Origin of the sequence: Pseudomonas sp. NFR02 (assembly GCF_900119375.1) — a bacterium.
GTDB lineage: Bacteria > Pseudomonadota > Gammaproteobacteria > Pseudomonadales > Pseudomonadaceae > Aquipseudomonas > Aquipseudomonas paracarnis.
In genome coordinates this window covers 324,701-337,031 of record NZ_FPJJ01000008.1, presented here as the reverse complement: position 1 = coordinate 337,031, position 12,331 = coordinate 324,701, and the positions used below count along the sequence as shown (strand labels likewise).

The following is a 12,331-nucleotide window of genomic DNA, read 5'->3' as shown; positions in this document are numbered from 1 at the left end:
GATTCAGTTGTTAAAGAGCGGTTGGTTAAGATCTTTCGTCTCAACCGAGGCGCGCATTCTACAGCAGCCTCATTTGCTGTCAAGTGGTTATTTTCAGAAGTTTTCGAAGATTTCTTCAACAACTTCAACCACTTGCGCTTGCGATCTCTCGTAAGCGGGAGGCGAATTCTACAGCGTTACACGCTGCTGTCAACACCTCTTTTTCAACTTCCTTTTGGCTTCGATGAACTGAAGCAACTTGCTGTCGAAAACTGCATAACTCATTGTTTACCAAGGAGTTTTCCGTTTCGACTGCGCCGGAAGTGGGGCGAATTATAGGCTTCCAGAATCTGCCGTCAAGGCTTAATTACGCTTTTGTGGCAGAAGGCGCTTTTTTAGCAATAAGGCGAGGGATTCGACGCATTACCGGCGGCACCCGCATCAACAGAAGTAGCGCACCTATAGACGCGTAGATGGCCCACTCCTTCAGGTCCGCCCGCACTATCCATAGCATGTGCAGCAAACCGAGCCCAAGAATCACATAGACCAGACGATGCAGCTTCTTCCATCGACTCCCCAACCGACGCTGGCTATAGCGGTTCGACGTGACGGCCAAGATAAGGAGAGCAACAAACCCCAGCGCCCCCACAATGATGTAGGGCCGCTTGCTCAACTCTACGCCGAGCTGCGACCAATCCAGCCCCAGGACAAACACACAATAGGCCGCCAGGTGCAGCACAACATAAGCAAAGCACCACAGCCCCAACTGTCGCCGCACCGCTATCCACCCCGCCCAACCGCTCAATTTCTGCAGCGGCGTCATAGCAAGCGTGATCAGCAATAAAATGAGCGTCCCCAAACCCAGGCGATCAACGAGCACCTTGCCTGGATCAGGCCCCAGCGCAGAACTCCACGCTTCATACAGCCAGAGCAATGGCCACACTGCTGCGGCTACAAACACGCCCATGCGCCAGATGGGGTAGCGCATCAGTAGTTCTTCCGCAGATCGAGGCCTGTATATAAAGAAGCGACCTCATCCGAATAGCCATTGAACATCTGCGTCTGGCGCACATTCGGACTGAACAGGCCGCTCGGCAGGCGGCGCTCCCGCGCCTGGGTCCAGCGCGGATGATCGACCGTAGGATTCACATTCGCATAAAACCCATACTCATCGGCAGCAATACTTTGCCAGGTCGTTTTCGGCTGCTCACTGACCAGACTGATACGTACGATGGACTTCACACTCTTGAAGCCATACTTCCACGGCACCACCAAGCGCAACGGCGCGCCGTTCTGGTTAGGCAACTCCCGCCCATACATGCCCACAGCGAGGATCGCCAAAGGATTCATCGCCTCATCCAGGCGCAGCCCTTCCACATAAGGCCAGTCGATCAAGCCGAAACTTGAGCGTTGCCCAGGCATGCTCTTGGGATCCTGGAGGGTTTCAAAACGGATGTACTTGGCTTTGGAGGTTGGCTCGACCTGCTTGAGCAACGCCGAGATGGGAAAGCCTATCCACGGAATCACCATGGACCATGCCTCGACGCAACGCAGACGGTAGATGCGCTCTTCCAGCGCATAGGGTTTCATGAAGTCCTCCAGGGCATAGCGCCCAGGTTTTGCGACTTCACCATCAATCACCACACTCCAGGGCTGCGTCTTGAGCGAGCCCGCATTCGTTGCCGGGTCGCCCTTGCCTGTCCCGAACTCATAGAAGTTGTTGTAGTGAGTTGCATCCTTGAATGGCGTGATGGCCTCATCTTTGACCGTCACCGATTGCCACTTCGTGTTCGGAAGTTTTTCCGTAAACCAGTTGGGCGCGCTGCCCGGCTCGACGTCGGCATACCGCGAAGCATCGCTCGCACTGGCCCAACGCGGCAAGCTGCTGGCGGCAATACCAGCAAGCGCACCACCGAGCAGGCTGCGGCGAGAGAGATAGAAGGATTCAGGCGTGACGTCCGATTCGTGACAATCGGACGCTTTGGGTAATTTGATTAACATGGTAACTCCGCAGCGTTGGAGAACTGATGCACCAATAGACTGCGGAGTATGGGGGAAATTACATTAAGACAATGTTTTGTCCCGACGCAGACGCAACAAGTACTGAATCGGACCCGAAGCGGCGTAGGCCAGGAACGCCAGCAGCAGGATACGCGGCGGATCACTGAACACGACCGCGAACACCAGCACCACCACAAGGATGGCCACGAAAGGCACGCGCCCTTTGAGGTCAAATTCCTTGAAGCTGTTGTACTTGATGTTGCTGACCATCAGCATGCCGGCCGCTGCCACCATCAGGGCAACCAGGAACGACATCTTCGATCCCTGAATCCCGTAATCACTGAACGCCCAGACAATCCCCGCGACAACACCCGCCGCTGCCGGGCTGGCAAGGCCGATGAAGTAGCGCTTGTCGGCAGTCCCCACCTGGGTGTTGAAGCGCGCCAGGCGCAAAGCGGCACCCGCGACATAGATGAAGGCAACCATCCAGCCAACCTTGCCCATGTCACCCAATGCCCAGGCAAATGCCAGCAATGCGGGGGCAACACCGAAGGCGACCATGTCCGACAGCGAGTCGTACTCGGCGCCAAAAGCGCTTTGAGTATTGGTCATGCGCGCCACGCGACCATCCAGGCCGTCGAGCACCATGGCCACGAAAATTGCGATAGCAGCAAAGCCAAAGTATTTGCTGGCACTCGCCGCATCACCCGCCGCCAGCGCGCTCTGGGCACTCATGGAGTTGATGATGGAGTAGAAGCCGGCGAACAGGTTCGCCGTGGTGAATAGGTTGGGCAGCAGATAGATGCCACGATGCCGGACCTTGCGGCCTTCGGCGTCATGCCCTTCTTCGACATGTTCATCGATCGGCAGCATGCTTTCGGCGTCGGAAGCCTGGTTTGGCTCTTCGGGACGTTCGCTCATGGACTTTACCTTGCAACGGTGTGAAAAAATTCGACAGATACTTGCAGCGAGTGTTCGCCTGCAAACGATGCAGCTTTATACCAGAACCAACCCCTCAAACGAAAAAACGCGGCCTAAGCCGCGTTTTCCCTTGATGCGTACGACTTAGTTCTTGGCTTTGTCGACGATCTTGTTGGCACCGATCCACGGCATCATGGAGCGCAGTTGCTCGCCGATGACTTCGATACCGTGAGCGGCGTTGTTACGACGCTTGGCGGTCATCGAAGGGTAGCCGGTAGCGCCTTCGCTGATGAACATTTTGGCGTATTCGCCGTCCTGAATACGTTTCAGGGCGTTGCGCATGGCCTGGCGGGACTCGGCGTTGATCACTTCAGGGCCCGTCACGTACTCGCCGTATTCGGCGTTGTTGGAGATCGAGTAGTTCATGTTGGCGATGCCGCCTTCGTACATGAGGTCAACGATCAGCTTCAGTTCGTGCAGGCATTCGAAGTAGGCCATTTCCGGCGCGTAGCCAGCTTCAACCAGGGTTTCGAAACCGGCTTTTACCAGCTCAACGGTACCGCCGCACAGAACGGCTTGTTCGCCGAACAGGTCGGTTTCGGTCTCGTCCTTGAACGTGGTTTCGATGATGCCGGTACGACCGCCACCCACGCCAGCAGCGTAGGACAGTGCAACGTTCTTGGCATTGCCCGACGCATCCTGGTAGATCGCGATCAGGTCGGGGATACCGCCGCCTTTGACGAACTCGGAACGCACGGTGTGGCCCGGTGCTTTCGGCGCGATCATGATCACGTCGAGGTCAGCACGCGGCACAACCTGGTTGTAGTGAATCGCGAAGCCGTGGGAGAAGGCCAGGGTAGCGCCCTTCTTGATGTTCGGCTCGATTTCGTTCTTGTACAGCGAGGACTGGAACTCGTCCGGGGTCAGAATCATGACCAGGTCGGCAGCCGCGACAGCAGAAGCAACGTCGGTCACTTTCAGGCCATGGGCTTCAGCCTTGGCTACGGTGGCCGAACCTTTGCGCAGGCCAACGGTGACGTCAACGCCGGAGTCTTTCAGGTTGCACGCTTGGGCGTGGCCCTGGGAACCGTAGCCGATGATGGCGACTTTCTTGCCCTGGATGATCGACAGGTCACAATCTTTATCGTAATAAACTTTCATGAGGTTCCTCTATATATCCAGGCCGTGAGGCCATTCGCTAATTTGGGTTAGATGCTGAGTACTTTGTCGCCACGGGCAATCCCGGTGACACCACTGCGTACGGTTTCCAGAATCGAGGCCGTCCCGATCGACTGGATGAAGCTGTCCAGCTTGTCGCTTGTACCGGTCAGTTGAACGGTATAAACGCTGGCGCTCACATCGACGATCTGCCCGCGATAAATATCGGTAGTGCGCTTGATCTCGGCACGTTGGGCACCCGTGGCCTTGACCTTGACCAGCATCAGTTCGCGCTCGATGTGGGCGCTTTCCGACAGGTCGACCAGCTTGACCACTTCGATCAGCTTGTTGAGGTTCTTGGTGATCTGCTCGATCACCTCATCGTGGCCCACAGTAGTCAACGTCAGGCGCGACAGGGTCGGGTCTTCGGTCGGGGCCACGGTCAGGCTTTCAATGTTGTAGTTGCGTTGCGAAAACAGGCCGACAACACGGGACAAGGCGCCGGGTTCGTTCTCCAGAAGCAGGGAGATAATATGCCGCATGATTAAGTACGCTCCGTCTTGTTCAGCCACATGTCGCGCATAGAGCCGTCTTTGATTTGCATCGGATAGACGTGCTCGCTGGTATCGACCTGAATATCGATGAACACCAGACGGTCCTTCATGGCAAACGCTTCTTCCATCTTCGGCTTCAGATCTTTCAAATCAGTGATGCGAATGCCGACGTGGCCATAGGCTTCAACCAACTTGATGAAGTCCGGCAACGATTCCATGTAGGAATGGGAGTGACGGCTACCGTAGCTCATGTCCTGCCATTGACGAACCATGCCGAGCACGCCGTTGTTCAAGCAGACGATCTTCACCGGAAGACCGTATTGCAGGCACGTCGACAGTTCCTGGATGTTCATCTGGATGCTGCCTTCGCCGGTGACGCAGGCAACGTCGGCATCCGGGAAGCTCAGTTTCACACCCATGGCCGCAGGGAAACCAAAGCCCATCGTGCCCAGGCCACCGGAGTTGATCCAGCGGTTAGGCTTGTCGAACTTGTAGTACTGCGCCGCGAACATCTGGTGCTGGCCCACGTCGGAGGTCACAAAGGCGTCGCCCTTGGTCACTTCGCACAGGGTTTCGATCACGGTTTGTGGCTTGATGATGCTGCCGTCACCCTTGTCATAAGGGAACAGACCGCGATCACCGCGCCATTCGTCGATCTGCTTCCACCAGCTGGCAACGGATTCCTTGTTCGGCGTTTCGCCGATGTCCTTGAGCGCAGCGACCATTTCGGTCAATACGCTCTCTACAGGACCCACGATTGGCACATCGGCCTTGATGGTCTTGGAGATGGACGCAGGGTCGATGTCGATGTGGATGATCTTGGCATTCGGGCAGAATTTGCTCGCGCCGTTGATCACTCGGTCATCGAACCGCGCGCCCACGGCCAGGATCACATCGGCGTGGTGCATGGTGAGGTTGGCGGTGTAGCTGCCGTGCATACCGAGCATGCCGACGAACTGACGGTCCGAACCCGGGAATGCGCCGAGGCCCATCAGGGTGTTGGTCACCGGCAGGTTGAGCAACTTGGCCAGTTCGGTCAACGGAGCGGAACCGCCGCCCAGAATCACGCCACCGCCGGAGTACAACACGGGGCGCTTGGCCGCCAGGAGCATTTCTGCCGCCTTGCGGATTTGCCCCGAGTGCCCGCGGACGGCCGGGCTGTAGGAACGCAGCTTGGCTTTCTTGGGAAAAACATATTCGAATTTTTCGGCCGGGTTGGTCATGTCTTTCGGGATATCAACCACCACAGGGCCCGGGCGACCGGACTGGGCGAGGTAGAACGCCTTTTTCATGACTTCCGGGATTTCCGACGCGTGCTTGATCATGAAGCTGTGTTTCACGATCGGGCGGGAAATACCGATCATGTCGGTTTCCTGGAATGCATCGGTGCCGACCATGGTGCTAGGCACCTGGCCAGAGATGATCACCATCGGGATGGAGTCCATATACGCAGTCGCGATGCCGGTAATGGCATTGGTTGCGCCTGGGCCGGACGTTACCAGTACCACGCCGGCTTTACCGGTGGCACGGGCGTAACCATCAGCCATATGGGTCGCGGCCTGTTCGTGGCGAACCAGGATGTGGGTAACAGCCGGTTCCTTGAACAGTGCGTCGTAGACATGCAGCAGAGCACCACCTGGGTACCCGTAGATATAGTCGACGCCTTCGTCACGCAAAAAGCGGACGAGCATCTCACCGCCAGATAAAAGCTCCACGTTGTTCACCTCTAAAACGCCAGAATACCGTCCGTTAAAAAACCGACGGGTCTTAATAGGTTTACTTCTCAACAGAGCATGAGCGACGGTGGTCGCCGACTACGTCAGCACTGACTGAGCAAGTATTGGGATCGTCCCAAGTGTTGCGGGCTTTTCCCACCCAGCGCGAGGTAACGCGTTGCGGGTGTTACAGGTCGGCGCGGATGTGCGCCTCATGATCTGCTGAGCGGGCCTGCTTCTGGCAGTCCCGATACAGCGGACTTTGGATTCTTCTGTTTCACGCCCTTCAAGTCAAGCAATAATTGCGCTTTTTTCCAACTAAGCGCATGAGAACGCAGAAGAAAGGGCTTTGAGGAGGGATAAAACTCGCCTGAATGTCGTCAAGCGGTAGAAATGTGCGCAAGACTGCCGGAAAAACCGGCAGTCAGGCAATTAACGAGCGTCGACGATCAATTGATCGAACTTTTTCAGCGCATTACGCAAGCCGAGGCTCTCCCGCGGCCGGTCGGCGTAGACCATCTCGGCCATTTCCAGGATCCCCGACGCATTCGGCAAGGGCAGGTCCTGTTCCAGGATCTGCTTCATACGCGCAAGGAAGATCCACTGCAGCCACTGGTGGAAGTCCAGGGTATCGACGGAAAAGGGCTCGACACTGCTGAGCGCTTCAGCACTGGGGGAGACTTCATCCCACCAGCCCTGAACGCGCAGTTCGCGCTCGATCAGCAATAACTGCTCGGCAATCGCGGGAAAACGCGCATCCATCAGAGGCTGACCTTGGCTTTTTGCCGTGCCTGCGCAGCACCCGCTGCATCGCCTTGGGCTGCACGCGCATCCCCGATCAAGGCCCACAGGCTGGCTTGCAGGTCTGGGCGCCCATTGGCCAGGCTCAGGCCACGGCGAGCGAACTGCTCCGCCTGGGGCGCATCGCCCTGGGCCATGCGCACCTGGGCCAGGCGATAGAGCACTTGTGGCTCACGCGGCGCCACGCGCTGGGCACGTTCAAGGCTCGACGAGGCGCCATTCAAATCGCCACCCGCCTGCTGCTGCTGTGCGGTTGTGAGCAACGCCAGCACCGGGCCATCGAGTTGTTCGTCAGCCGACAACCCGCCCGCATTGGACGATGACGGAATACCGCTCGGCGTAGAAGGCATGTTGTAGGTGCCCTGGTTGACCGGCGCGGTTTGAATCGGCGTGGAGTTCACCGGCCCGGAAGTGCTCGGGCCTGGGGTCCATGGTTCGGCACTGATAGGCGCCGAGGTTGCAGCCCCACTGCCGGGCACCATCACTACGACGCCGGAATCCTGTGGAATTGCCTGGGTTGCAGCTTGGGCAGGCCGTTTGACCACGGTCTGACGGAAGCCACCATTGGCCGAAATGCGGTCGTTATTGGAGACGGACGTGCTTGAGTCCACCACAGGGATAGAGCCGCGCTGCACGCTGGAGCAACCGCCGAGCAAAGCCAGAGCCGTAATGGCTGGAATCCACAACTTGTTCACTTGAAACCCTCTTTGCTTAATTCATCCAGCCCTTGACCCAATCCATCACCGAATCCGCGTCAGCAGGGGCACTGCCACTGCACGCGGCGCCGGGTGGTGGTTCGCTGCCGCGAATATACGGCATCTGCACCGCGCCCGGACAGTTGGCATCGGAGCCTTGGCCGGTGTGCGGATCAATCCAGGCCTGCACGATATTGTCCGGCTGCGGCATGTTGAGCGGCAACGGGTCAGCCTTGCGCATGAAACTGGTCCATACCTGCAACGCGCCTGTCGCACCGGTGAACGGCGTCTTGCCATTGTCGTCGCGCCCCAGCCATACCACGGCCAGTACATCCTGGCCGAAACCCGCGAACCAGCTGTCGCGGGAGTCGTTGCTGGTACCGGTCTTGCCCGCCAGGGTCAGGTTCGACGGCAGCACGCTATAGACCGAACGCCCTGTACCCTCGCGCATCACGCGCTGCATGGCGTTCTGGATCAGGTAGATGGAGCCGGCGTCGAAGCGCTGCTGAATCTGGAACGGGTAGCGCTTGAGCGGTTCGCCATCGGCGGTCAGCACACTGCGAATACCGCGCATCGGCGTATTGAAGCCACCATTGGCCAGGGTCTGGTACATGGTGGTCACTTCCATCGGCGTCATGGCCGCAGCGCCCAGAAGCATGGACGGGAACGCCGGGAACTCACGTTCGATCCCCAGTCGCGCCAGGGTCTTCAGCACATTCGGCACACCGACTTCAAGCCCCAGGCGCGAGGTCGAGATGTTGTAGGAATGCGCCAATCCTTGATACAGGAACACCGTGCCATGAGAGCGGCGGTCGAAGTTCTTGGGCGTCCATACCTGGCCATCCGCGCCTTTGATCGACAGCGGGTCATCGGACAGCCAACTGGTCAGCGTGTACTTGCTGGGTTTTTCCAGTGCCGTGAGATAGACCGCGGGCTTGACCAGCGAGCCAATCGGCCGCACGGCATCCAGTGCGCGGTTGAAGCCTGCAAAGCTGGCCTGGCGGCTGCCGATCATGGCCTGGACCTCGCCGGTTTCCGGGTTGGTCACGACCATGGCGGCTTCGACTTCATCCGAGCCTTTACGGCCAGTCAGGCGCTTGAAGGTGTCGTTGACCGATGCTTCGGCCTTCATCTGCAGGATGGGGTCGAAGCTGGTGAAGATCCGCAGCCCCTCTTCGGTCAAGTCTTCGTCGCGGTAGTCTTCGCGCAGTTGGCGCTTGACCAGGTCGATAAAGCCCGGAAATGAGCTATCCGCCAGCTTGCCGCGGGTTGTCACACCCAGTGGCATTTTTTTCGCAGCGGCCACTTGTTCAGCGGTGGCCACACCCTGCTGCTCCAGTACATCGAGCACCAGGTTGCGACGTTCAAGCGCACGCTCCGGGTTGCGGCGCGGGTTGTAATAGGACGGCCCCTTGACCATCCCCACCAGCAACGCAACCTGATGCAATTTCAATTCGGACAACGGCTGCCCGAAGAAGAACTGGCTGGCCAGGCCAAAACCGTGCACGGCGCGCTGGCCATCCTGCCCGACGAATACCTCGTTGAGGTAAGCCTCGAGGATTTCCTGCTTGCTGTAATGCAGCTCCAGCAACATCGCCATCATGGCTTCGGTGAGTTTACGGGTCAGGCTGCGCTCGTTGGTCAGGTAGAAGTTCTTGACCAGTTGCTGCGTCAGCGTACTGCCGCCCTGAGTCATCTTGCCGCCGGAAGTGTTGACCCAGATAGCGCGGGCAATCGACTTCGGAGAAACACCCCAGTGGCTATAGAAATCGCGGTCTTCGACAGCGACCAGGGTTTCCAGCAGATACGGCGGTACCTGATCGAGCTTGATCAGGATGCGATCTTCAAGGTTCTTCGGGTAAATACCGCCGATCAGCAACGGTTCGAGACGCACCACCGGCAGCTTGGAGCCATTGAGCGAGGACAGCTCAGCCACATAATCGCCAGAGAAACGCACGCGCACCGGCTGGGCTTTTTCCAGGCCTTCGTAGAACTGGAAGCCACGGGTGTTCAGGTCGACGGTATTACCGCTGACCGCCGCAGCGCCAGGGCCATTGCTCACGGGTTCGCGGCGGTAGCCCAGCGCATCGAGCTCGGTAAGGAAGTCTTCCTTGCTCAGCTTCTGACCAGAGAACAGCTCCAGCGGGCGTGCATACACCTTGGCCGGAATCGTCCAGCGTTTGCCGGAGAATTTTTCCTGCACCACGGCATCGAGGTACACCGCAAGGCCGGCGACCGCCACAAGGCCCACCAGGCCAAGCTTGATCACCCAGCCCAGCCAAGGGCGCGGGCCACGGGAAGGAGGTTTTTTACGGGAACGGGGAGATCGGGTTCGAGTCATGGCGGCGGATTATACGCACTTTATTGATGATCAACATGAGCCGGACAGCGGTTTGCACGACTGGCATCAGCAGCCATAATGCCCCCCATGATTTTCCCCCGACTTTGAAGGATCGCCCGTGAGCCAGACCCTGATCGCTGCCCTGCAAAACCCGGCCTTGTACCCTCATCCGGTTGACGCGTTTCAAGTCATCGAGACCCATATTTCCTGGGTGATACTGACGGGCCCCTATGCATATAAGCTGAAGAAACCGATGAACTTCGGCTTCCTGGACTTCACCAATCTGGACGACCGCGGGCATTTCTGCCGCGAGGAACTGCGCCTCAACCAGCGCCTGACCGAAAATTTGTATCTTGAAGTGTTGCCGATTACCGGCACTGCCGAGGCGCCGCAACTGGGTGGCGACGGCCCAGCCATCGAGTACGCGCTGAAAATGCGCCAGTTCCCGCAAAGCCAGATGCTCAGCACCCTGCAAGCCAACGGCGAACTGACCAGCGCGCACATCGATGAGATGGCCAAGCAGATTGCGCAATTCCACCTCAGCGCCCCCAAAGTCCCGCAAGATCACCCCGCCGGCACGCCGGAAGAGGTGATGGCTCCGGTACGCCAGAACTTTGACCAGATCCGCCCGTTCCTCAGCGACAAGGCCGACCTGACTCAGCTGGAGGCTCTGCAAGCCTGGGCTGAAAGCAGCTTCGAACGCCTCAAGCCTCTGCTTGCGCAGCGCAAGCTCGACGGTTATACCCGTGAATGCCACGGCGATATCCACCTGGGCAACGCCACGCTGATCGATGGCCGCGTGGTGATCTTCGACTGCATTGAGTTCAACGAGCCTTTCCGCTTTACCGACGTGTACGCCGACACCGCTTTTTTGGCGATGGACCTGGAAGATCGCGGCCTGAAATGCCTGGCACGGCGCTTCATAAGCCAGTACCTGGAGCTGACCGGCGACTACCAGGGCCTGGAGCTTCTGAACTTCTATAAAGCCTACCGTGCATTGGTACGCGCCAAGGTTGCGCTGTTCAGCATGCCCAGCGAAGCCAACCCGGTGCAACGCGCTACCACCCTGCGCCAGTATCGCAACTACGCCAACCTGGCGGAAAGCTACAGCACTATCCCTTCGCGCTTCCTGGCAATCACCCACGGCGTTTCAGCCGTGGGCAAGAGCCACGTGGCCATGCGCCTGGTCGAAGCCCTGGGCGCGGTACGCCTGCGTTCGGACGTAGAGCGCAAGCGCCTGTTTGGCGAACAACAGGTAGAGAACACCCTGCAGGCCGGTATCTACAATCAGGACGCCAGCGCTGCCACCTACGCACGCCTGAACGAGATTGCCGACACCGTGCTGCGCGCCGGCTACCCGGTGGTGCTGGACGCCACGTTCTTGAAACGCGCGCAGCGTGACGCCGCCGCCCAGGTTGCCGAAGCCACTGGCGCGCCGTTCCTGATCCTCGACTGCAACGCCCCGCAAGCCGTTATCACCAGTTGGCTGGCACAACGCCAGGCGGATAAAAACGATCCGTCTGACGCCACACTGGCCGTTATCGAAGAGCAACAAGCCAGTCGTGACCCGCTGACTGCCGAGGAGCTGCTGCTCAGCAAGCGTGTGGAGACCAATGAAAGCGGGACGCTCGACGCGTTGGTCGGGCATATCCGTCAACACCTGCCGGGCCTGTAAGAAATATTTCTTGGTCGCGTCGTCGTCTTCGGCGCGCGACCCAGCGATAGTGGCACTATACTGGCTCCATAACGCCAGCCAGAGTCGCGATCATGAGTCAGCCAAAGCTTCTTGATACCCCGCTCTACGCCCTCCTGCACAAGGACGACATCCGCGGCTTCAACCAGGAGCGCCCTGAAAATGGCCCCATCGACATGCGCGGTGGCGACTTTCGAGGGCTGGACCTGCGCGACCTGAACGCCACCGGTATTGACTTCACCGACGCCTATTTTCGCTCTGCCGACCTGCGCGGCCTGGACTTGCGTGGCTGCTCACTGGAAGGCGCCAGCCTGGCCCATGCGCAGATATCGGGGGCTTATTTCCCGCCCGAACTCACGGCTGACGAAATACTCATGTCGGTCAATTTCGGTACTCGCCTGCGCTACCGCACCAAGTAACCCCACACACCGAGTTCCTGCCACATCCCCTGCCTGCCGGGCACTTTGCGCCTG

12 protein-coding genes are annotated in these 12,331 nt (G+C 58.7%); 3 read left to right on the top strand and 9 right to left on the bottom strand.

All coding sequences use genetic code 11. The annotated features are described in order from the left end of the window. The coding region (locus BT199_RS27320) for a hypothetical protein (RefSeq protein ID WP_218189598.1) at window positions 1-318 on the top strand (318 nt) is incomplete at its 5' end. Between the two features lie 28 nt (window positions 319-346). On the opposite strand, the gene msrQ is transcribed toward BT199_RS27320, so the two are convergent. The 9 genes from msrQ to mrcB form a co-directional block, all read right to left on the bottom strand. Next, entirely contained in the window at window positions 347-967 is a 621-nt protein-coding gene (gene msrQ / locus BT199_RS23290) for a protein-methionine-sulfoxide reductase heme-binding subunit MsrQ (RefSeq protein WP_072435534.1), read from the bottom strand. Then, window positions 967-1,980 (bottom strand): protein-methionine-sulfoxide reductase catalytic subunit MsrP, encoded by a 1,014-nt coding sequence (gene msrP / locus BT199_RS23285; RefSeq protein WP_014719926.1) that lies wholly within the window; start codon window positions 1,978-1,980, stop codon window positions 967-969. The genes msrQ and msrP overlap by 1 nt, the downstream gene beginning before the upstream one ends. A 63-nt stretch (window positions 1,981-2,043) precedes the next feature. Continuing rightward, a complete protein-coding gene (gene pssA / locus BT199_RS23280) occupies window positions 2,044-2,901 on the bottom strand; it encodes a CDP-diacylglycerol--serine O-phosphatidyltransferase (protein WP_014719927.1) in 858 nt (285 codons plus the stop codon). A gap of 144 nt (window positions 2,902-3,045) precedes the next feature. Then, window positions 3,046-4,062 carry a ketol-acid reductoisomerase gene (gene ilvC / locus BT199_RS23275; RefSeq protein ID WP_003194132.1) on the bottom strand — a complete coding sequence of 339 codons (1,017 nt, stop codon included), beginning with the start codon at window positions 4,060-4,062 and terminating at the stop codon, window positions 3,046-3,048. Between the two features lie 47 nt (window positions 4,063-4,109). Beyond that, a complete protein-coding gene (gene ilvN / locus BT199_RS23270; protein ID WP_003176102.1) occupies window positions 4,110-4,601 on the bottom strand; it encodes an acetolactate synthase small subunit in 492 nt (163 codons plus the stop codon). Window positions 4,602-4,603: 2 nt separating this feature from the next. After that, on the bottom strand, window positions 4,604-6,328 hold the full coding sequence (locus tag BT199_RS23265; RefSeq protein WP_014719928.1) for an acetolactate synthase 3 large subunit: 1,725 nt from the start codon (window positions 6,326-6,328) through the stop codon (window positions 4,604-4,606). Between the two features lie 432 nt (window positions 6,329-6,760). After that, window positions 6,761-7,090: a YqcC family protein gene (locus tag BT199_RS23260; RefSeq protein ID WP_014719929.1), complete on the bottom strand. Its 330-nt coding sequence runs from the start codon at window positions 7,088-7,090 to the stop codon at window positions 6,761-6,763. Next, complete coding sequence (locus BT199_RS23255) at window positions 7,090-7,824, bottom strand: tetratricopeptide repeat protein (protein ID WP_032902681.1); 735 nt, start codon at window positions 7,822-7,824, stop codon at window positions 7,090-7,092. The genes BT199_RS23260 and BT199_RS23255 overlap by 1 nt, the downstream gene beginning before the upstream one ends. 16 nt (window positions 7,825-7,840) lie before the next feature. Then, a complete protein-coding gene (mrcB, locus tag BT199_RS23250) occupies window positions 7,841-10,165 on the bottom strand; it encodes a penicillin-binding protein 1B (protein ID WP_014719931.1) in 2,325 nt (774 codons plus the stop codon). A 118-nt stretch (window positions 10,166-10,283) separates the two neighbouring features. On the opposite strand from mrcB, the gene BT199_RS23245 reads away from it, so the two are divergent. Beyond that, complete coding sequence (locus BT199_RS23245) at window positions 10,284-11,840, top strand: bifunctional aminoglycoside phosphotransferase/ATP-binding protein (protein WP_072435533.1); 1,557 nt, start codon at window positions 10,284-10,286, stop codon at window positions 11,838-11,840. 92 nt (window positions 11,841-11,932) lie between these two features. Next, a complete protein-coding gene (locus BT199_RS23240; protein ID WP_014719933.1) occupies window positions 11,933-12,277 on the top strand; it encodes a pentapeptide repeat-containing protein in 345 nt (114 codons plus the stop codon). Window positions 12,278-12,331 lie beyond the last annotated feature (54 nt).

What these genes read in the sequence shown, in the direction of transcription:
- msrQ (WP_072435534.1), bottom strand. Translation starts at nt 967, where the DNA reads ATGCGCTACCCCATCTGGCGCATGGGCGTGTTTGTAGCCGCAGCAGTG.
- msrP (WP_014719926.1), bottom strand. Translation starts at nt 1,980, where the DNA reads ATGTTAATCAAATTACCCAAAGCGTCCGATTGTCACGAATCGGACGTC.
- pssA (WP_014719927.1), bottom strand. Translation starts at nt 2,901, where the DNA reads ATGAGCGAACGTCCCGAAGAGCCAAACCAGGCTTCCGACGCCGAAAGC.
- ilvC (WP_003194132.1), bottom strand. Translation starts at nt 4,062, where the DNA reads ATGAAAGTTTATTACGATAAAGATTGTGACCTGTCGATCATCCAGGGC.
- ilvN (WP_003176102.1), bottom strand. Translation starts at nt 4,601, where the DNA reads ATGCGGCATATTATCTCCCTGCTTCTGGAGAACGAACCCGGCGCCTTG.
- BT199_RS23260 (WP_014719929.1), bottom strand. Translation starts at nt 7,090, where the DNA reads ATGGATGCGCGTTTTCCCGCGATTGCCGAGCAGTTATTGCTGATCGAG.
- mrcB (WP_014719931.1), bottom strand. Translation starts at nt 10,165, where the DNA reads ATGACTCGAACCCGATCTCCCCGTTCCCGTAAAAAACCTCCTTCCCGT.
- BT199_RS23240 (WP_014719933.1), top strand. Translation starts at nt 11,933, where the DNA reads ATGAGTCAGCCAAAGCTTCTTGATACCCCGCTCTACGCCCTCCTGCAC.